Raw genomic sequence first — 21,104 nt, forward strand, 5'->3', positions numbered from 1 at the left:
ATTCTGTCTGCGGCAGTCACACCGGCTTTATGTAAAACCGAAAAGCCCCTGGCACCTCACGGCGCCAGGGGCTTTTTCTATGCAGCGGTTAAACGTTATCAGAGTTGTCTAGGCCAGGGCGAACGCGCCTTTGGGTCAACTCAATTTCTTCAGCTTCCGTAGCAGTGGTCTGGGCCAGAACTTCAGGGTGAGCTTGTGGTTGCTCCTTTTCTCTATTAACACGCTCACTAATTGCTTGTCCCGCTTTGTTGTAGCCTGCGCTAATGGCATTGCCGGCCGTTGATAGGGCATCCGGCACAACTTGTGAAGCCAATTGGGAAACACCGTCAAGCCGCCTGCTAGTATTTTCTACCACACGTTTCCGCGTACCCGCTTCAGACCCATGCTTAACATGCGGACGATTGGGATCAACTACGTTGCGGTAAGCAGATTCAAGCCGTTTTGTATCAAGTATTCCAGCCTCTTTAGGCTTTTTACCACTGGCTTTAAGCGCCTTAGCATCGGCTGTCTTGTCTGCTGCCACGTCTGCGTTTAGATTCATCCCCGCGAACATATTACCCAGCAACGTAGGCGGCCCCAGGGCCGCTGTAGCAACAATGCCAACCTTGCCCAAGGTAGTGTCCTCGTCAGCCATATTGCGTAATGCATCAAGGCCAGCGCTCCCTGCCAGGCCCAGCGCTATACCGGCCGCTTTGCTGGTTGTAATCTTTCGGACAGTTTCTTGAGAATAATCAAGTGATTTTGCCCAACTAGACGCCGTAGCCTGAAATGCCTCATTACGGGTTTTCTTCGAGGCGTTGAAGGTGTGCGTATGCACCTTATTGCCATCACTGTCAGTCATGGTATTACGCAACTGCAATAATGCCGTCATGCCACCTGCGTTCAAACCGCCAGCCATCGATTTAAGGGTTTTCCCTAAAACACTATTTGAATCCCCGCCAGATAGGTCATAAGCAGCGCCTACCGCCTGAGCGGTTGCGAATGACCCAATGAACTCTAGGTTTCCGGACATACTGCCCACTTTGTGACGCGTCGAAGAATCCACAAACCGTGCGCGATCGTTTTCAACGGTTTTTTGCGCTTCTTTCAGCTCATCCTCGTTGCGAATACGCGTAACGCCGTTTTCACTTACGCGAGGGTTAGCGTCAGGAATAAGCAGCTTGGCACTGGTTGGCACTACCGCCCAGTTGCCAAACATATTTGAAGTCGATGCCCTGACCAGGTCACTCATCAAGTTATGCGACAGTGTCATCGCAACAGCATTGGTGGCCACACGACCTGCCGGATGAGTGATGGCAGACTCTACAGCCCCTCTTACCGTGCCGAAGGTGACGCCTGAGGGCATAATCTGAGATCCGCCCCCTGCTGCATATGCCTTCGCACCTGCTGCGACGCCACTATTTTTTTCTGCAATGTCTTCTAGCGTCTTTCCACGCTGGCCTTGCTGAGCAGCCATCGTGAAGTGTTTACCTAACTCTCCTTTTATTTCGGAGATTGCTTGAGCTCTACCCTCCCAGTTCTTAGTGAGCGCCTTGAGATCTTCACCTTTTGAAAAGCCTGGGATATTTGATGCCTCTTTCAGGGCCTTAGCCATCGTCGAAGCTTTCTTGTCCATCAACTCGAGCATTACGGGTATTTCTGACGAAAGCTGCTCAGCATAGCTTGAGAAAGAAAGCTGGCTGCGCTTTATATTCGCTTTTTCCTCAGCATCCAAGGAGATAAAGTCAGGATCAGTTTTAGGCAAAGCGGATTTTTTTAAAATTTCATTGTATAAGGCTGCCCGGGCGTTCATTAAGCGGGTCTGATTTTGCATTGCAGTGCGGATTGTGTCCGTCATATCCATTAGTTGCTTGGGCTCCGCACTTTCAAGCGCCAGCCCCATTTTTGTTAAAAGCTCATGCCGCCCTTTCTGCACATCTTCGACGACCTTGCTCTGCAGCCCAAGGTTTTTCACCACGGCATGAAACGGTAAGTGGCTTCCTGTGTGTTCTTTAAGATAACGGCCCTCTAGAATCATGCGCTGCTTTGATTGCTCCAAATTGACTGGCAATTTGGATTCTTCAGAGAGTTCCTGAGCCAAGGCATGAGCTGCGCTCGCCAACCCGTGGGACGGTGGGAGGTCTTGTGCCTGGAGATTAGGATTGGACGGACGCCGTGTCACTGCACCTTCTACAGGAACAGTGACGCCGGGGACGGCTGCTGAACTCGAGGGTCTACCGGTTTCATGTATAGGCAGAATTTGGTCTGCGCTGGACGTACGGTTATGCTGAATAGGTGGAAGCATTAGAATACGCTCCTAGCCAACGTAGTCTTGGAAGTAGGCTGTGCGCCTTGCTTGCCTCCGGTTGCGCTCGCCTGTGCTTCATTACCCAGAAAATAGTCGACGCGCCAATCCAATATCCGAGTGACCATAGCGTCTAATTGATTAAGAACCACCTGCCCTGTTAGGCCAGCCAGCGGCTGGGCATGGCTCATCATCATATGGCCGGTTTCAGCATTACGGCAAAAGGTAGAAGTCCGCGGGGCTTCAAATAGGAAAAAATTGACGTCCATCAGCCGCAACATCACTTCTTCCCGACGCTTTGAGGGTAATGGGCCCATATCGGCATGAATGATTAAATACTCTTGCTTCTGCTCGCCTATGGCGTATAGAGAAAAATTCACTTCACGAATGGACAGCTGAGTGAGTTCTTCCGGCAGAAGCATCTCGGGAATAAGGGTTAGCTGGCTGATCTGTTCCAGCAAGGCACGGTAATTTTGAGAAGCCATGTATTGTTTTCCTTATGGTTGGCGCCTTGGAAAATCTCATTGCGCAATACCCCAAAGGGGTTGCTGGCTGAGTGGCATCAGTCATCAACCGGTTCCCGCCGCTCGTCCCCTACTAATTCCTAATCCTGTAGCAGCAGATGCAGACGTAGATTTTTTTCGCACATAAAAAAACCGAGGCCCCTGGCCAAGTTAGGGAGATTCTCCCAACCTGACCAGGGGCCTCAGTCGTTCACTGCATGCGGCTTATGAGCCCTATCTGAGCGCTATTACCGCTCAGGCTTGGGCCGATTAACTCACTCAGTGATCATCGTGCTGCAAATACACAGCCTTCTTCGGCAATCGGAAGCTGAACAGGAACGCCACCACCATCATGGCCGTCACATACCAGTAGAAGGTGTTTTCAATGCCCCCGCTTTTCAGACTCAAAGCCACGAATTCGGCCGAACCACCGAACACGGCGTTGGCCACAGCGTAAGACAGGCCAACACCCAATGCCCGAACCTGAGGTGGGAACATCTCGGCTTTCACCAAGCCGCTAATAGAGGTGTAGAAGCTGATGATGGCCAGCGCCAGGGTGATGAGCAGGAAGGCAATCACCGGGTTGGTGGTGGTTTTCAGCGTCATCAGGATTGGTACGGTGCAAATGGCGCCCAGACCACCAAACCACAGCATGGAGTTACGGCGGCCAATGCGATCGCTCAAGGCACCGAACAGAGGCTGCATGCACATGAACAAGAACAACGCACAGGTCATGATGAAGCTGGCCGTTTCAGCGCTCATCTTGGCGGTATTCACCAGGTATTTCTGCATGTAGGTGGTGAAGGTGTAGAAGATCAACGAGCCGCCGGCGGTGTATCCCAGTACGGTGATAAAGGCCAGGCGGTGGTGCTTGAACAAGCTGCGCAGGGTGCCAGCTTCTTTGTCTTCACGGGTTTGCGGCTTCAGGGTTTCTTCCAGCGAACGACGCAGCAACAGCGCAATGATAGCGGCCAAGGCACCGATCACAAAGGGCACGCGCCAGCCCCAGTCCATCAGCTGCTCCTTGGTGAGCCACTTTTGCATGATCACTACGACCAATACAGCCAGCAACTGGCCGCCAATCAAGGTCACGTACTGGAAGGAGGCGAAGAATCCACGCTGCCCGGTCAAGGCCACTTCACTCATGTAGGTCGCAGTGGTGCCATATTCACCACCCACTGACAGGCCTTGGAACATCCGCGCCAGCAGCAGTAGGAACGGCGCAGCCAGGCCAATACTTTGGTAGGTAGGCAGGAAGGCAATCACCAATGAACCTGCACACATCATGAATACGGAAATCATCATGGAGGTACGGCGACCGTAACGGTCAGCAATTCGGCCAAACAGCCAGCCCCCGACAGGGCGCATCAGAAAGCCTGCGGCGAACACGCCAGCACTCTGCACCAGTCGCACGGTAGGGTCGTCGGAAGGGAAGAATGCAGGCGCAAAATAAAGCGCAAAGAACGCATAGATGTAAAAGTCGAACCATTCGACCAAGTTGCCGGAAGATGCACCGACTATCGCAAAAATCCGCTTGCGCCGCTCTTCGCCTGTGTAATGCGTCGTTGTCATTATTATCTCTTCAAGGATGGTTGCGTGCGTACGCCGCAACGTTATGAACGACTGGAAAGCACCGTGGTTTCAGGCGGTTTCCATGATGGGTTTTGAAGTTTCCTGCCCTTGCAACGAGGACCCGCTTGCGCAACGAAGCACTCACCTCGGTGAAAATTCAGAACAACCAACAACCTTTTTTTATAGTACCAGGGCCTTGGAGAAACCCTTCCCAACCCCTCTAGCGTGCAGGTCGGGGCCTAGCCGCGACTGCCTGCTGAAGCCAGGGCTCAAGGTTACAATGTGACAGAGAGAACTCGCAACCATTGAGTAGTTGGTAGGGGCAGTCCGTAGCCAAGCACGTAGCCACCCAAGGCCTGGGGCTGTAAGAAACAGATCATTCAGAAACGTTTCAGCCCACGGCATTCATACACATACGCTGCATGGCATAGGTCAATGGGTCGCCTGTAGCCACTGCACTTAGCCTAAAATGCCGCTCCGCTGGCCGACCAACGGCATAGGATCATAAGGAGAAACGCGTAAATGTTCGTTCAGCGCCTTCTAAAATCCAGGCAAACGCCAACTTGAACAATGAGCTAAACAGGTACGACGTCCTAACACTAATCGTTTGAAATCGCTCGCTTTTCATTAGGCAGGTGTGTGGAATAAAACACAGCACCTGCTGATATGTTCTTGTTCACGAAAGCCATCGCCCCGATCGTGACGTTGTCGCCAATAATCAAGTCATCACCAATGATGCAGGTGTTGGGCCCTATATTGACGTTATCGCCAATCGTTATCCGGCCTTTCTTTTTACCCAAAATACCGATGGTAGTGTTTTGCCTAATGCGAAGGTTTCGACCGATACTTACGCGGTCTGCTATGACGATTCCAACGCGGTGATAAATTTTCAGGCCAGGCCCAATCTCGGCATCCAGCAATATATCAATATTATGCCGGCTTACCAGGCCTGTATGAATTCTGCTGGCGATCCTGTGATAATTCAACAGCCCCTTTGGCTTACGATGGAAGTACTGAGCAAGACGAAACCAAAACATGAAATGGTCAGTTTCTTTTCTACGAACCTTACGCCAGCAGCGTAATACGCTAAAGGGTTTGCCTTGTTTACCTGTAACTTCCACTTTCCAGTAATCAACGAGCGTGTTGAAATTCATATCCGGCTCTATCCCTTTCCTACATACACTGACACTGGCTATTGGTGATTAGTGCGCGTTGAGGCCGTCAAGATAGGCTACAAACCCCCTTACATCGCCCGACAACAGCGGCGCAGCCTTACGTATCTGCGGTTCGGGCCAAAGCCACCACTCAGACCTCAACAAGGTTGATATCGTGGTTTCATCAAACCGCCAGCGGATAAGCTTGGCCGGATTGCCGCCAACGATCGCATACGGCGGTACATCCTTTGTCACTACCGACCGAGCCGCCACGATGGCGCCGTGCCCTATGTTAACGCCGGACAGTATGAGGACATCCGTAGCGATCCAGCAGTCACTGCCGATGATTACATCACCGTTCGTGCCGTGGTAGTCCTCGATATGAGCAGCTTCTTCCATATACTTCGGAAACGGGTACGTGGAGGTCCAGTCTGCACGATGGTGCCCGCCTAATAAGACGGTAGTCCCCCTGGCGAGCGACGTGAAGCTGCCGACCTCAAGCGTAGAGCCTTCATTCCAGTCGTGGACCTCCAAGCTCCCGTAAGTACCTAAACCGAACGTGTAGCTCGGAAATTTTATTCTCAATAATTCAGTCTGCTTATGGAACTTAGACAGATGCTTAACGGCACCTTTCTTTCTTCTTTCGGCTTTTCTTTTAATGAATTTCTTGAAGAAGGTAAGCATCGGGGGAGTCGCTTCCAGGCGCAGGCCTACGTCGGTGGTGAGCGATTGTAGCAAACCACGGGCTGCGCACGGCAGACCAGCGAAAGAGGTTAGACGTATCACCAAAATACACAGACGAAAAAAAGGCACCCTATTGGATGCCTTTTTTTACTTGGTGGGTCGTGTAGGATTCGAACCTACGACCAATTGGTTAAAAGCCAACTGCTCTACCAACTGAGCTAACGACCCAAAAATGGTCGGGGTGAGGGGATTCGAACTCCTGACATCCTGCTCCCAAAGCAGGCGCGCTACCGGACTGCGCTACACCCCGAAGTTGGCTCCACGACCTGGACTCGAACCAGGGACCCAATGATTAACAGTCATTTGCTCTACCAACTGAGCTATCGCGGAACTACATACAACGGTTACAACAATTTAACTCTTCTGAAGGCCGGGCCTTCGACTCAAGCTTCGCTCTGTATCGCTACATTCGCTGTGCTGAGGCGCGCCATTCTACACCTTCAAACTACCCTGTCAACCCCTGTTTTAGCACTAAGATGCTGATTTGCATCTTTTTTCCTGCTACCGGTAAAACCGGTCTTACGAAGGGCGACTCAAGCGGGGCGCATGATATATAACATCGGCGGTGGCTGCAAGGGGTATGCAGCCACCAATTTCCATTTATTACGCGAAGACGATTTCATCCCCTTCCACGCTAGCCTTGATCGCCACCCCTGGCAGGAACGTGCCGCTTAGAATCAGCTGCGCCAGCGGGTTTTCGATCCAGCGCTGAATGGCTCGCTTGAGCGGCCGTGCGCCGTAGACAGGGTCATAGCCCACTGCAATGAGCTTGTCCAACGCCTCGCTGCTCAGCTCAAGCATCAGGTCTCGCTCGGCAAGGCGGCTGCGTAACCGCCCCAACTGGATCTGCGTGATACCGGCAATTTGATCGCGCGCCAGTGGCTCGAAAATCACCACTTCATCGACGCGGTTGATGAATTCCGGGCGGAAGTGCGATGACAACGCGTCCATGACGGCCGCACGCTGCGCATCGCGGTCCCCCACCAGCTCTTGAATGCGCGCCGAGCCGAGGTTCGACGTCATCACGATCACCGTATTGCGGAAATCCACCGTGCGCCCGTGGCTGTCCGTCAAGCGGCCGTCTTCAAGCACCTGCAGCAGCACGTTGAACACGTCCGGGTGGGCTTTCTCAACCTCGTCCAATAACACCACCGAATACGGCTTGCGGCGGACGGCCTCGGTCAGGTACCCCCCCTCTTCGTACCCTACATAGCCGGGTGGCGCACCGATCAGCCTGGCCACGGAATGTTTCTCCATGAACTCGGACATGTCGATGCGCACCATCGCTTCTTCGGTGTCAAACAGGAATTCTGCCAACGCCTTGCACAGCTCGGTTTTACCTACGCCTGTAGGGCCCAGGAACATGAACGAGCCGCTAGGGCGGTTAGGGTCCGACAACCCGGCGCGCGAACGACGTACGGCATTGGAGACCGCCACGACAGCCTCATTTTGGCCGATGACGCGCTGGTGCAGCAGGCTTTCCATTTTCAACAGCTTGTCGCGTTCGCCTTCGAGCATCTTCGAGACAGGAATACCGGTCCACTTGGAAACCACTTCGGCGATTTCTTCTTCGGTCACCTTGCTGCGCAGCAGTTGGTTTTCCGGTTTGCCGTGCTGATCCACCATTTGGAGGCTGCGCTCAAGGTCAGGGATGATCCCGTACTGCAGCTCAGCCATGCGGCTCAGGTCACCTCGCCGGCGGGCCGCTTCAAGCTCTTGGCGCGACTGCTCGATTTTTTGCTGGATCTGCGCAGAGCCCTGCACCTCGGCTTTTTCCGACATCCATACCTCTTCGAGGTCGGCGTACTCGCGTTCCAGCCGGGCGATGTCCTCGGTCAGCTTTTCCAAGCGTTTGCGGGCGGCTTCGTCTTCTTCTTTCTTCAATGCCTGGGATTCGACCTTCAACTGAATCAACCGCCGCTCAAGGCGATCCAGCGGCTCAGGCTTGGAATCGATTTCCATGCGGATACGGCTGGCCGCCTCGTCGATCAGGTCGATGGCTTTGTCTGGCAACTGGCGGTCGGTAATGTAGCGGTGGCTCAGCTTGGCGGCGGCAATGATTGCACCGTCCGTGATCGCCACCTTATGGTGCACTTCGTAGCGCTCCTTCAAGCCCCGCAGAATCGCGATGGTGTCTTCTTCGCTGGGCTCCTCTACCAGTACCTTTTGGAAGCGCCGCTCCAGCGCGGCATCCTTCTCGATGTATTGACGGTACTCGTTGAGGGTAGTAGCGCCCACGCAGTGCAATTCGCCTCGGGCCAGGGCCGGCTTGAGCATGTTGCCGGCGTCCATCGAGCCCTCGGCCTTGCCGGCGCCAACCATGGTGTGCAGCTCATCGATGAACAGGATCACCTGCCCTTCCTGCTTGGACAGCTCATTGAGCACGGCCTTGAGGCGTTCTTCGAACTCACCCCTGAACTTCGCCCCGGCGATCAACGACCCCATGTCCAGCGAAAGCAAGCGCTTGCCTTTGAGCCCATCGGGTACCTCACCGTTGATGATGCGCTGGGCCAGGCCTTCGGCGATGGCCGTTTTGCCGACACCCGGCTCACCAATCAGCACAGGGTTGTTCTTGGTGCGGCGCTGCAGCACCTGTACGGTGCGACGAATTTCGTCATCACGCCCAATGACCGGGTCCAACTTGCCTTCTTCGGCTCGCCGGGTAAGGTCCACGGTGTACTTCTCAAGGGCTTTGCGCGATTCCTCTGCGTTGGGGTCGTTCACTGCCTCGCCGCCACGCAGGTTGTTGATCGCGTTTTCCAGCGCCTTTTTGCTGACGCCCTGGCCAAGCAAGAGCTTGCCCACTTTGGTGTTGTCGTCCATGGCTGCCAGCAGCACCAGCTCGCTGGAGATGAACTGATCACCTTTTTGCTGTGCAAGGCGGTCGGCCTGGTTCAACAGGCGCGCCATCTCAGGCGACATGTTCACGTCGCCCGTAGGGTTTTGGATTTTCGGCAGCCGGTCGAGCTCTTTCGCCAGCTCTTTACGCAGGCTATTTACATCGAAGCCCACTTGCATCAGCAATGGCTTGATTGAGCCGCCTTGCTGGTCGATTAACGCCTGTAGCAAGTGAGTAGGCTCGATGGCCGGATGATCGTGGCCAACGGCCATGGATTGAGCGTCGGAGAGCGCCAACTGCAACTTACTGGTCAAACGGTCTATACGCATGGATACACCTTCCTGATAGAGGCAGGCCGGAGTGTTACCCAACTCCGCAGAGATGAAGAGACCACCTGCCCGAGATACCCGTTAGATAAGGCCGTTTGCTCAAGATTCAAGCCAAGGCCGCTGCCGTCGTACAGCGGCAGGTGCCACGCGCCTACTACACAGGAGAAAGCCGAACGTTACGGCTTCAACCACACCAGCGACGCAAACCGCCCGGTACGTGGCGCGCGGCGATACGAGAACCAGCGTTCGTCTGTCACGGTGCACAGCCCGCCGCCGTAGACGGCCGTTACGCCAATAGCCGCCAGGCGCAGTCGGGCCAAGGCGTAGATATCGGCCATGAGCTTGCCGGGCATGACACCGGGCGTGAAGGCAATGCTGGCAGCAGGCTGTTGGCGAGTAAAAGCGTCACGTACTTCTTCGCCTACCTCGAATGCGGCAGGGCCGATGGCGGGGCCTAACCACACCAGCACCTCCTCAGGGGCTATGTTGAGGCTCGCTACAGTGGCCTCCAGTACCCCATTGGCCAACCCGCGCCAGCCTGCGTGCGCCGCGGCGACCCGTGTACCTGCTCGGTTGGTAAACAATGCAGGCAGGCAGTCGGCGGTCATGACCGTACAGGCCACCCCCGGTGTTTCGGACCAACTGGCATCGGCCTCGGCCTGCAGAGCAGGATTAGCATGGACCACATCGATACCGTGTACCTGGCGTAACCAGGCCGGCTTAATGGCATACAGGGTGGAGAGGCGGCGACGGTTCTCGCCCACCGCCGAGGGGTCATCGCCCACGTGGTCACCCAGGTTCAAGCTGGCGAAGGGGGCCTGGCTGACGCCGCCCAGGCGGCTAGTGACGCAGGCCCGGACAGTGGCTGGCGCTGGCCAGTCTGGCAAAAGCAGACTGCCAGCGAGCATGCTCATCCGACGAAAGCCTCACGGTCCTGCTTAAGCAACGAGACCAGCCAGACGAAATCATCCGGTAGCGGCGATTCCCAGCCCATGCGCTCGCCGGTTTCTGGATGGTCCAGCTCCAGGAAGCGCGCGTGCAAGGCTTGGCGCGGAAAGGTTTTAAGCGCTTCCACCAAGCTCTGGCTGGCGGCCGGCGGAATACGGAACCGCCCGCCGTACACAGGGTCCCCAACCAGGGGGAAGCCCACATGAGCCATGTGCACGCGGATTTGGTGGGTACGCCCGGTTTCGAGCTTTACCCGCACGTGGGTATGGGAGCGGTAGCGGTCCAGCACGCGATAGTGGCTTACCGCAGGCTTGCCGTTGTCCATGACGCCCATGCGCTGACGCTGAGTACCGTGACGGCCGATAGGGGCGTTGATCTTGCCGCCTGCAGTAACCACACCCACCACCACGCATTCATAGATGCGGCTCACGCTGCGCTTTTGCAGTTGAGTGACGAGTTGGGTTTGGGCCTGCAGCGTCTTGGCCACCACCATCAGGCCGGTGGTGTCTTTGTCCAGGCGATGCACGATGCCGGCACGGGGCACGTTGACGATGTCCGGCACGTGGTGCAACAGGGCATTGAGCAGGGTGCCATCGGCGTGACCGGCCGCGGGATGAACCACAAGGCCGGTGGGCTTGTTGATGACCAGAATGTGGTCGTCTTCATAGACGATATCCAGGGCGATGTCCTGGGCGACCCATTCGCCTTGCGCTTCCTGCTCGGCCTCCAGGGCCAGCAAGGCGCCGCCATGGACGGTATCGCGAGGCCGCAGCACGGCACCATCGACGGTAAGCCGACCGTCCTTGATCCACGCCGACAGGCGTGAGCGGGAGAATTCCGCGAACAATTGCGCGGCAACCTGATCGAGGCGTTGGCCTCCCAGGTCGGGGGTGACTTCGGCGGTAAGCCGGATGATCTCAGGCATGCTCAACTACACAGGAAACAGCGCGGCCGCACAGCCTTTGGTTTCAGCTGCGCGCTTGTGGTTAAATACGGCGTCTTTCGTCCCGGAGGTTCACGGGGCGCTCATCATAACAGGACGGCCGCGCCCAAGACAGCGGCTGTTAAGGGACGCAAGCCGCCATGCAACTGAAACACCTGCTGCTGATCGCCATTGTCGGCCTTACTGCCGCCTGTTCGTCGAACAAGGAAGTGGTCGACGAAAACCTGAGCGAAGCCGAACTGTACCAGCAGGCTCAGACCGACCTGGACAACAACAGTTACACCAGTGCCACGGCCAAGCTGAAGGCACTGGAGTCCCGGTATCCGTTCGGCCGCTACGCGGACCAGGCACAGTTGGAGCTGATCTACGCCAACTACAAGAACTCAGAGCCGGAGGCCGCCAAATCCGCCGCTGAGCGCTTCATTCGCCTGCACCCGCAACATCCCAATGTGGACTACGCCTACTACCTCAAGGGCCTCACGTCTTTCGACCAGGACCGGGGCATCGTTGCTCGCTTCCTGCCGCTGGACATGACCAAGCGCGACCCGGGCGCGGCGCGAGACTCCTATAACGAGTTCGCCCAGCTCACCAGCCGCTACCCCACCAGCCGCTACGCACCCGATGCCAAGCAGCGCATGATTTACCTGCGCAACCTGCTGGCCGCCTACGAGATCCATGTGGCCCACTACTACATCACCCGTCAGGCGTATGTGGCAGCAGCCAACCGGGGCCGTTATGTGGTTGAAAACTTCCAGGAAACCCCAGCCGTGGGCGATGGCCTGGCAGTCATGGTAGAGAGCTACCAGCACTTGCACCTGGACGACCTGGCGGCAACCAGCCTGGAAACCCTCAAGTACAACTACCCTGATCACCCTAGTATCAAGGACGGCGCGTTCGTGCCGCTCAAGGAAGAGGCAGACAACCGCTCTTGGCTTTCCAAGGCCACACTGGGCTTGATTGACAGCAACAACACGCCGCCGCCGCCGAGCGAGAGCCGCGCCAACCAAGAGCTAAGGAAGCAATACCAGGACGCGAAGGACAACATCCCACGCGAGCTGCGCCCTGCTGACGAAGGCGGTAGCGCCGACGAGGCGCCTGCAGAGGTCGACGAGCCTACGCCTCACCGCTCCTGGTTCAGCCGCGCTACCTTTGGCCTGTTCGACTAACGCCGACACACAGGCCGTGCCTTCCGGGGCGCGGCCTGTTCTCTCATCCCGCCACCAGCCGCCTTGCGCTGGCTCTGCCCTCCCCCTCTGGCTACACTGCGCATTCCTCTCTGCAGAAGCCCCGCCACCATGATTCGCTTGCTCTTCTGGATCGCCCTTATCGCTATTGCCATCTGGCTGTGGCGCACGTTCAAGGCCAAAAAGGCACAAGCGCCGCGCCCTTCCGGGGACACCCTGCCCATGGTGCGGTGCGCGCACTGCGGCGTTCACTTGCCAGGCGACCGAGCCCTGGCCAACGGTTCGAACTGGTATTGCAGCCAGGCGCACCTGAAGTTAGGGCCTGCCGCGCGTGACCGCTGAGGCAACCACCCTCGGCAAATCCCAGGCGCGGCGCATGCTGCGCCTGTATCACCTATACCGGCTGGTGATTGCCATCAGCCTGGTGCTGCTGATTTCCAGCGACATGGACAATCGCCTGCTCGAACTTGCCGACGGCCATCTGTTTCGCCTGGGCAGTTGGCTGTACCTGCTGTTTAACCTGCTGGTAGGCCTTACGTTCAGCGATGCTAACCGTTCGGCGAAAGTCTTCAGCGTATCGGCCGCAGACATCATCCTCTTGGCCGGGCTGTTCTATGCCGCCGGAGGCATTGCCAGTGGCATCGGCAACCTGATAATCGCCTCGGTGGCCATGAGCAACCTGCTGTTGCGTGGTCGCCTTGGGCTGTTGATTGCGGCCCTGGCCTCCATCGGGATCATCTACCTTACGTTTTACCTGAGCTTCGCTCGAGCCGCAGCGACCAATGATTACGTACAGGCAGGCTCCCTGGGGGTGTTGTGCTTTGCGGTAGCGCTCATTGTGCAGGGCTTGAGTCATTTGCTGCGTACCAGTGAAACCCTGGCCGAGCAACGTGCCAGCGACGTGAACAACCTGGAAGAGCTCAACGCACTGATCCTGCAACGCATGCGTACCGGTATCCTGGTGCTGGATGCACAGCACCGGGTGCAACTGGCTAACCAAGGTGCCTTGGCATTGTTCGGCAGGTCGTACCTTGTAGGTGAGATGGTGAGTAGCCACGCGCCAGACCTGATCGAGCGCTTACTGCAGTGGCGGGTAAACCCGGCCATGCGCGTAAATAGCATCAAGCTCAAGCCCGATGGCCCCCCTGTACAGGTGAGTTTCATTGCCTTGAGCCGTGGCGCCGGGCAGCAGACCCTGGTGTTCTTCGAAGACTTGTCGCAGATCGCACAGCAAGCACAGCAGCTCAAGCTGGCTGCATTGGGACGGCTTACCGCAGGCATTGCCCATGAGGTGCGCAATCCACTGGGGGCTATCAGCCATGCCGGGCAATTGCTCCAGGAGTCGGATGCGCTCAACGAGCCGGACCGCCGCCTGGTGCAGATCATCCTGGACCAATCTGCCCGTATGAACCTGGTGATCGAGAACGTGCTTCAGTTATCCAGGCGACGGCCGGCGGCGCCGCACATGTTGGATCTGTGCGCTTGGCTTAAAGCGTTTGTAACGGAATTCATGACCACTGCACCCAGCCACCACCAGTTGCACGCCGAGTTCGCCAGTGGTCGGATCGAAACCCGCATGGACCCTCACCACCTGACCCAGGTGGTGACCAATTTGGTACAGAACGGCTTGCGCTATAGTGGGTTGAGCCATGCGCAAGCGCAGGTATGGCTCAAGCTCGACACGGAAGCAGCCAGTGGCTTGCCGGTCCTCGATGTGATTGACGACGGGCCCGGCGTTGCGCCAGAGAAACGCCAGCACCTGTTCGAGCCGTTTTTCACCACAGACACCACAGGCACGGGCCTGGGTTTGTACATTTCCCGTGAGCTGTGCGAGGGCAACCGCGCGCACTTGGATTACCGGCCCGGCCCACGTGGGGGCAGTTGTATGCGCATTACTTTCGCTCACGCACAAAGGCAGGCCTGAACATGACGTCACGGCAGAAAATCCTGGTAGTGGACGATGAGCCTGATATCCGCGAGCTGCTGGAGATTACCCTTGGCCGCATGAAGCTGGAGACCCGCAGCGCCCGTAATGTCAAGGAGGCCCGAGACTGGCTCGCCAGCGAGGTGTTTGACCTGTGCCTGACCGACATGCGCTTACCCGATGGCACCGGGCTGGACCTAGTGCAGCATATTCAACAGCGGTACCCTAACGTGCCTGTCGCGATGATCACGGCCTACGGTAACCTGGACACCGCCATCAATGCCCTGAAGGCCGGCGCCTTCGATTTCCTGACCAAGCCGGTGGACCTGCCGCGCCTGCGTGAGCTGGTCAGTACCGCCTTGAGATTGGGCAGCCGGCCGCCGGAGGCTATAACCGCTGATGATCGGCTGATCGGTGACTCCCCGCCCATGCAGGCGTTGCGTAAGCAGATTGGCCGGGTTGCCCGCAGCCAGGCACCGGTGTACATCAGCGGTGAATCCGGTACAGGCAAAGAGTTGGTCGCCCGGCAGATTCACGACCAGGGGCCGCGTAGCGATCGACGTTTTGTACCCGTCAACTGCGGCGCCATTCCTACCGAGCTGATGGAAAGCGAATTCTTCGGCCACCGCAAGGGTAGCTTCAGCGGCGCCACGGAAGACAAGCCTGGTTTGTTTCAGGCTGCAGATGGCGGCACGTTGTTTCTAGACGAAGTCGCCGATTTGCCCTTGGCCATGCAGGTGAAACTACTGCGCGCCATCCAGGAAAAAGCCGTGCGCAGCGTAGGCGGCCAGGCTGAGCAGGTGGTAGACGTGCGCGTGTTGTGTGCCACCCATAAAGACTTGGCGGGCGAGGTACAGGCTGGGCGATTCCGCCAGGATTTGTACTACCGCCTCAATGTCATCGAACTGCGCGTACCACCCTTGCGTGAGCGCCGCGAGGACATCGATGCCATTGCGCACTTCGTACTCAAGCGCCTCGCCGGCGCCCTGCCCCCTGCCCGGCTTGCCGCCGACGCTCACACTACCCTGCGCCAGTACCGCTTTCCCGGCAACGTGCGCGAGCTGGAAAACATGCTGGAGCGGGCGTACACCCTGTGTGAGAACGACGCCATTCATGCGGCGGACCTCCGCCTGGCCGAGGTTGCACCCACCCGCGAGGCGAGCGAACACGACCTTACCCACGTAGGCAACTTGGAGGACTACCTGGAAAACATCGAGCGCACGCTGATCCTCCAAGCCCTGGAAGAAACCCGCTGGAACCGCACCGCCGCCGCACAGCGTCTGAACATGAGCTTTCGCTCAATGCGCTATCGCTTGAAGAAGCTGGGGCTGGAGTAGCGCGATGTCGTTTCAGCTTGAGGGAGCGAGCGAAGCCACAGGCGGAGCTGGCGAAAGGGCCTGTTCTTGGTACTGCGTGATGCCGGTTCGCGAACTTCGCCTACGGCTGCGTTCACTCCTACAGGCTACGGAGCCGTTCAGCCCGTGGGGTATAGGGTTCAGGATCGATGATGGGAAGGCGGCCCAGCATCAGGTCGGCCAGTAACTGGCAGGAGGCCGGGGCCAATACCAGGCCGTTGCGGTAGTGCCCGCAGTTGAGCCATAGGCCTAAATGGCCCGGGACCGGCCCGATAAAAGGGATGCCATTGGGCGAGCCTGGGCGCAGGCCCGCCCAATGAGCTACAGGGGTTGCGTCGTGCAGCGCAGGCAGCAGTGCTTCGGCCGATGCGCGCAGGCTGCTCAAGGCGTGCTCGGTAGGCGTTTTGTCAAAGCCTGCGTGCTCCAGGGTACTGCCTACCAACACATGGCCGTCCCGCCGGGGTATGGCATACCGGGTGCGCGCGAGCACCATGGCAGGTAAAAAATCCTCTTGGCACTTGAACAGGATCATCTGCCCTTTCACAGGCTCCACCGGCAGGTTCAACCCTAGCGTAGCCAGAAGCTCACCACTCCAGGCGCCCGCCGTGAGCACTACGCTGTCCGCAAGCAGCTCGCCAACGCTACAGGCCACACCGCAAATGCGCCCGTCTTGGCGGATAAACCCACTCACAGCGCAGTGCTCGCGCAGCGTGACATTCGGCAGCTGTTTGAGCGCCGCGTGGAGGGCCTTGACCAGCCGCGGGTTACGCACGTTGGCCACTTCGGCCATGTGGATGGCACGACTAAACCCCTCGCCCAAGGGGGGTACCTTGGCGTACACCGCCTCGATGGCCACCTCGCTCAACGGGCGGCCATGTTGGCGCGCCCAGGCCAGGGCCTCGGTCTCGTCATCCAGGTCCAGCCAATACAGGCCGGTCACGTGCACCTCTGGGTCTACACCCGTGCGGCTGAATAGCAGATCACCCAGTTGAGGGTAGAAATCCTGGGACCAGTGCGCCAACGCGGTGACTGCTTCGCTGTAACGCCAGGGGTACAAGGGCGATACGATGCCACCGCCCGCCCACGAGGCTTCCTTGCCTACCTGTTGGCGGTCTAACAGGGTGACGCGGGCGCTGGCCGTGGCGAGATTGAGGGCCGTGAGCAAACCGATCACTCCGGCGCCCACTACGATAATGTGTTCGGTTTCGCTCATCGAGGTCTCAACGGGTATGGCTTAGCGGCCCCAGCAGAAGGCGTTAGTCACACCTGCAGGTAAATCTGAATTACCCCGCTGCCCCGTTTCTTTTATCCAGAAATTGCCACACACGTCAGTGGCCATCAGGGTGTTATTGAGGGGTACCGCTGTAATCGTGTAGTTCTGTTCATCGCGCTTGACATCAAGCCTGTACCAGGCATTACCAGTAGAAGTGACGATGTCTGGCGCTGCTTTATCGGTGTACTTGTACCGCCCGGCCCGAGAGTAATAACGCTCAAGGCCTTGGGCCGTCTCTACAATTGTCTGAACAATCTCCGCCCGATGGCTTTTGCGTACGTAATTCATGTAGCTGGGGTAGGCGATTGCAGTAAGAATGCCCACAATCGCCACGACGACCATCAGCTCGATCAGGGTAAAACCTTTGAAATGCCTGCTCATGGTGCCCTCTACTGTACCTGTCGCCACATGATGCGCCTGGCTCCGCCGGTGCCGCCAAGCTCCCGAATACTCTTCACCTTGGCGTCTGAGGTGTTGACAACCTTGGTATCAACTGACGAGCCTGATCCAGTATCACTCACAACCGCATTCAACGTAGGAATGCCGCTCAAAAAGTTTAGCCCTGCCGAAACCTTATCGTCGCCGTTCACCAGGCCATCACCGTTGGTGTCGATAACCGGATAGGCCAACATGCTGCCGCTGATGCCGTCCAGCTCAATCAATCGGCCAAACCCTTGACTGGTGCAAGGGTCTGAAGTGTCGACCCCCGCAGTGGTGAACACCACTCGTCCTCGGGTATAGACCGCCTGATTGATAACCCGCTCGCCTACCAGGGTGTTGTTATACCTTAACGGTAGATACCAGCCCTTTTTGGTTGTGTAGTCGACTTGGTTCTGAGAGACCGTTAGGTAAGCACCGCCTGCAGCATCGAAGGTACCCGTTATAGCCTGGGGTTGTAGGTTGGCCTCGTTAAAATTGCCGGTGCTACCTGCCGCGTCCCAGATGCCATAAAAACTCTGAGTGGCCGACGTAGTTTTGTCTGTGTTTTCAAGGAATTTGCCCGTACCGACATACACCATGTAACCGCTGGTAGGGTTGGCAATAACCGTGGGCGGGGCAGTGATGGGTTGGCTAACGCCGCCCGGCGCAGTGAATAGCGGCTTGCCTGAGAATGCCAACCCCCAATTGGACATAGACGGGCTGCTAAGGTCAAATTTCCATAGCCGCCCTTTTAGATCACCACCGTATGCGGCCTGCACCACGTTGGAAGCATTCACCACCAGTTTGACCGAAGAAAGGCCGTTGTCGGATTCAGTACTGTCAACCACGATTTTTTTGATCAACGCACCGGTGGCAACGTTCACCACATAAAGTGCCGCCACACCACTGTTGCTACCATACCCATTGCTGATAAAGGCTGCCCAAGTGTTGTTGGCATCAGGTAACCGAGCGACCTCTACTTTGGCGTAGGCGTAACCAAGGTCGTTAAAACTGTTGCCTGTACTAGGAGTATCTGGCGCGCGCAGCTCCCAAAGTGCCTTGACAGTATTAGTGCCATTGTCGAAAAGCTGGAGTGCATAAAATGCTTTGGCAGCACCACCGACGCCGCCGAACGCGATGGTTTTCCAAACACTGCCAATTTGCGCATCGAATACAGATAGCTGGCCATCATTTAGGAACTTATGAGCCTTTCCCTCTACGTAAGTAGGGTCTTCGACCTGGTAAAGGTTTGGCAGCGTGGTAGAGGGCAAGTAAGCAAACAGGCGCCTGCCGCTGTCTGCTTCGATCACATTGGTCAAGCCGTCATTGGCATTCACTAAAAGACTGTTGACCATTTTACTGGCTTTGGCACTTAGATAAGCGCTGTAGCTCGTATCGCCCTTGATGTCGGCAGCCGTCTGGTCCGTGGCTGCGGCCAGCACCACGGGGGAATTGATGACATCCCCCAATAACCGCGTACGCACCTTCAGGCCATTCGCATTAACGCCTTTGGTCCATTCAATCAGGTTGCTTCCGGTCAGATTTGCACCAGTAGTCTGACGAGTAGTGAGGCCTACAAGACTTTTGTCGATTGTGTTTCTTTGATCAGGCGAAAAGTTGCCATAAGCGAGGTTGATCGCCGTGTTGTTGGCAGTGTTCCAAGATTGGAAGTTGCCATTGGTCGACGTGGCTGACATCGTCGAGTCGGTCGTCCACCTTGGTGCTACCGTAGTATTAAGCGACCCATCGCTGTCAAATGCATAGGCCCTGATAGTACCGCTCCAATCTGTAGGATCATAAAGGCTTTGGTAGTAGAAAGTACCAGAGTAGCTGGTCGACGATGAAGTGATGCCACCGCCCCCAGAGCCTGCCTGGGTATTGATTTCATTCAATGCTTGGGTCAGGGCGAACGTTAGGCTAGAGCTATCGTTTGCCTGGTAGTACTTGCCATGCCCATAACCCGCCGCGTCCGACAACATTTTGTTTGCAGCAGTAAAGCCTACCGTATACGTCAAAAGATTTTGCTGACGAAAATCCGTAGCGTCCCAACTTTTCCCTGTAGCATCGTCTCCATCGCTACGCATGTCGATATCGTAGGCAAACTTGGCAAGGTCATCCAGGTATAACGTGTCGCCCTCACCGTCTCCGTTTATATTATTACCGTCGTTATTCACCTTATCCCAGTTCGGCAGTTTAAACTCACCAGCAAGTGCTGGATCTTCTGCAGTGGTCGTAGGATAATCGCGGTCAAACGTTGGTAATCCATCGGTAATTACCACCCCAAAATTTCTCTGGCAACGGTACTGAATGGGACTTTCGTATATAGTCCCTTTGGGATTGTACGTTTTATAAGGCATCATACCCCTAAAGTAGCGGGTAATTTCATAATAGGTTTCTGCCAGCGGAGTGTTAGCGAGAGCACTCAGCCCTTTGATGGAATTCAATAGACCGTTATAGTTTGAATTTGCCTGCGCCGCCAGGGTATTTTTAGTAGTCTGGATATCTGCGATAGCACGTGCAATGTAACCCCCAGGGCCTCGATCGCTATCGGTAATTGGGTTAAATGCTGCAAGGCCAATACGTACACCACGGTTTGCAGTTACCAATGCCGTGGACACATTACGCGCAACATTCATGCGATAGTCAGTAGGAATCCTGCCGTCTGTGTAGTCCCGCGATACCAGCCCCGAAGGCATCTGCTCGATAAGGTAGGATAAATAACGAGCAGAGTAGCGCGTTTCCTCCCCACCTACGGGGTCAGGCAGTTTCAGACACACCCTATCTCCAGGCCCCCGACCATTTGAACGTAAAAATGCATAGTAACTGCCACAGTCCCCATGGCCCAACGTGCCCAGCACTACGTTCTCACCCGCCATGTTTTGAGTCGTATAGGATTTGCAGTTCTGGTCGTTATCGCAGGAGTAGAGTTGAGGCTGCACCACCGACTGCTCGAAGTTCGGGTCCCTAATCAGGTTATTCATACTGCGGGAGTTATCTACCAGCAACATTACGTTGGGTGGCACTATGGCGGAGCTCAGCAAGGGCGCGCTGCTGGGGGTAAAGGCTGCATAAGCCGAACCGGATGTATACAACCCTAAGGCCATGCCTAGCAGCAGCGCCTTTAGCCCTTGGAACCGCACCCGCACACTAATACTTGGCATAAATACTCTCCAACACGGTGTGGGCTTTGCCGACGATGCCGATGCCAGTGATGCGGTACAGGGTAGCGGACTGGCCGCTGATCCATACCGCGCCGGTGGTTACGCCTATACGTTGTATGGCATAGAAGCCGGTATTAGTACTGTCTGTGCTAATCCAGGTGACATAGCCATTGCCGCCAGGCGCTTCCACCCTAGAACCGTCTGGTGGCGCGCAGGCAGCGGTATTGGCACACAGCGGCGCGGTGTAGGCAGGCGCTGAAACGACGCCCTCCCCTACCCGCAACGCGGCTTCCGCCAACTGGAACGATTGATTCCGAAACTGCACGCTGCTGCTCATTTTTTCCTGCAGGGTGGCACTCTGCATGGAGTTAATCCCCAGCAGCGTCAGCAGCAATAGAAACACCAACGCCACAATCAGGGCCATGCCCGCCTGGGCGCGTGGGTGAATAAAACCTGGAGCCATCGTTCGCC

The 21,104-nt window shown here is 56.6% G+C and carries 16 protein-coding genes and 3 tRNA genes; 4 read left to right on the forward strand and 15 right to left on the reverse strand.

Annotation, left to right across the window (positions count from 1 at the left end):
• Positions 1-88: 88 nt before the first annotated feature.
• The 11 genes from AC4LE2_RS17195 to rluD all read right to left on the reverse strand — a co-directional run bounded on the left by AC4LE2_RS17195 (position 89) and on the right by rluD (position 11,298).
• A complete protein-coding gene (locus AC4LE2_RS17195) occupies positions 89-2,080 on the reverse strand; it encodes a hypothetical protein (protein WP_491826902.1) in 1,992 nt (663 codons plus the stop codon).
• A gap of 203 nt (positions 2,081-2,283) precedes the next feature.
• On the reverse strand, positions 2,284-2,769 hold the full coding sequence (locus tag AC4LE2_RS17200; protein ID WP_491826903.1) for a CesT family type III secretion system chaperone: 486 nt from the start codon (positions 2,767-2,769) through the stop codon (positions 2,284-2,286).
• A 297-nt stretch (positions 2,770-3,066) separates the two neighbouring features.
• Positions 3,067-4,359: an MFS family transporter gene (locus AC4LE2_RS17205; protein ID WP_491826904.1), complete on the reverse strand. Its 1,293-nt coding sequence runs from the start codon at positions 4,357-4,359 to the stop codon at positions 3,067-3,069.
• Between the two features lie 599 nt (positions 4,360-4,958).
• Positions 4,959-5,513, reverse strand: a complete 555-nt coding sequence (locus AC4LE2_RS17210) for an LbetaH domain-containing protein (RefSeq protein WP_491826905.1) — start codon at positions 5,511-5,513, stop codon at positions 4,959-4,961.
• A gap of 48 nt (positions 5,514-5,561) precedes the next feature.
• A complete protein-coding gene (locus AC4LE2_RS17215) occupies positions 5,562-6,197 on the reverse strand; it encodes a CatB-related O-acetyltransferase (RefSeq protein ID WP_491826906.1) in 636 nt (211 codons plus the stop codon).
• A gap of 152 nt (positions 6,198-6,349) precedes the next feature.
• Positions 6,350-6,425: transfer RNA gene (locus AC4LE2_RS17220), tRNA-Lys, on the reverse strand.
• Between the two features lie 5 nt (positions 6,426-6,430).
• Positions 6,431-6,507, reverse strand: a tRNA-Pro gene (locus AC4LE2_RS17225).
• A gap of 4 nt (positions 6,508-6,511) precedes the next feature.
• A tRNA-Asn gene (locus AC4LE2_RS17230) sits at positions 6,512-6,587 on the reverse strand.
• Positions 6,588-6,860: 273 nt separating this feature from the next.
• Positions 6,861-9,425, reverse strand: a complete 2,565-nt coding sequence (gene clpB / locus AC4LE2_RS17235) for an ATP-dependent chaperone ClpB (protein WP_491826907.1) — start codon at positions 9,423-9,425, stop codon at positions 6,861-6,863.
• Between the two features lie 176 nt (positions 9,426-9,601).
• Entirely contained in the window at positions 9,602-10,339 is a 738-nt protein-coding gene (pgeF, locus tag AC4LE2_RS17240; protein WP_491826908.1) for a peptidoglycan editing factor PgeF, read from the reverse strand.
• Positions 10,336-11,298, reverse strand: coding sequence for a 23S rRNA pseudouridine(1911/1915/1917) synthase RluD (gene rluD / locus AC4LE2_RS17245; RefSeq protein WP_491826909.1), 963 nt, complete (start codon positions 11,296-11,298; stop codon positions 10,336-10,338). The genes pgeF and rluD overlap by 4 nt, the downstream gene beginning before the upstream one ends.
• A 158-nt stretch (positions 11,299-11,456) precedes the next feature.
• Between rluD and AC4LE2_RS17250 the strand changes: the two genes are divergently transcribed.
• The 4 genes from AC4LE2_RS17250 (at position 11,457) to AC4LE2_RS17265 (ending at position 15,761) form a co-directional block, all read left to right on the forward strand.
• On the forward strand, positions 11,457-12,482 hold the full coding sequence (locus AC4LE2_RS17250; protein WP_491826910.1) for an outer membrane protein assembly factor BamD: 1,026 nt from the start codon (positions 11,457-11,459) through the stop codon (positions 12,480-12,482).
• Positions 12,483-12,611: 129 nt separating this feature from the next.
• A complete protein-coding gene (locus AC4LE2_RS17255; protein ID WP_491826911.1) occupies positions 12,612-12,842 on the forward strand; it encodes a PP0621 family protein in 231 nt (76 codons plus the stop codon).
• Positions 12,832-14,424, forward strand: coding sequence for a two-component system sensor histidine kinase NtrB (locus AC4LE2_RS17260; RefSeq protein WP_491826912.1), 1,593 nt, complete (start codon positions 12,832-12,834; stop codon positions 14,422-14,424). The genes AC4LE2_RS17255 and AC4LE2_RS17260 overlap by 11 nt, the downstream gene beginning before the upstream one ends.
• Positions 14,425-14,426: 2 nt before the next feature.
• Positions 14,427-15,761, forward strand: coding sequence for a sigma-54-dependent transcriptional regulator (locus AC4LE2_RS17265; protein ID WP_491826913.1), 1,335 nt, complete (start codon positions 14,427-14,429; stop codon positions 15,759-15,761).
• A 118-nt stretch (positions 15,762-15,879) separates the two neighbouring features.
• Here the strand turns inward: AC4LE2_RS17265 and thiO are convergent, their stop codons facing one another.
• Genes thiO through AC4LE2_RS17285 form a run of 4 tightly spaced genes read right to left on the reverse strand, consistent with a single transcriptional unit; the run spans position 15,880 to position 21,096 of the window.
• Complete coding sequence (gene thiO / locus AC4LE2_RS17270; RefSeq protein ID WP_491826914.1) at positions 15,880-16,992, reverse strand: glycine oxidase ThiO; 1,113 nt, start codon at positions 16,990-16,992, stop codon at positions 15,880-15,882.
• A 21-nt stretch (positions 16,993-17,013) separates the two neighbouring features.
• Positions 17,014-17,433 carry a type IV pilin protein gene (locus AC4LE2_RS17275; RefSeq protein ID WP_491826915.1) on the reverse strand — a complete coding sequence of 140 codons (420 nt, stop codon included), beginning with the start codon at positions 17,431-17,433 and terminating at the stop codon, positions 17,014-17,016.
• 8 nt (positions 17,434-17,441) lie between these two features.
• Positions 17,442-20,633 carry a pilus assembly protein gene (locus AC4LE2_RS17280; protein ID WP_491826916.1) on the reverse strand — a complete coding sequence of 1,064 codons (3,192 nt, stop codon included), beginning with the start codon at positions 20,631-20,633 and terminating at the stop codon, positions 17,442-17,444.
• A complete protein-coding gene (locus AC4LE2_RS17285) occupies positions 20,620-21,096 on the reverse strand; it encodes a pilus assembly PilX family protein (protein WP_491826917.1) in 477 nt (158 codons plus the stop codon). Before AC4LE2_RS17285 ends, AC4LE2_RS17280 begins: the two co-directional genes overlap by 14 nt.
• Positions 21,097-21,104 lie beyond the last annotated feature (8 nt).

It is taken from the genome of Pseudomonas sp. 9.3L (assembly GCF_058536285.1).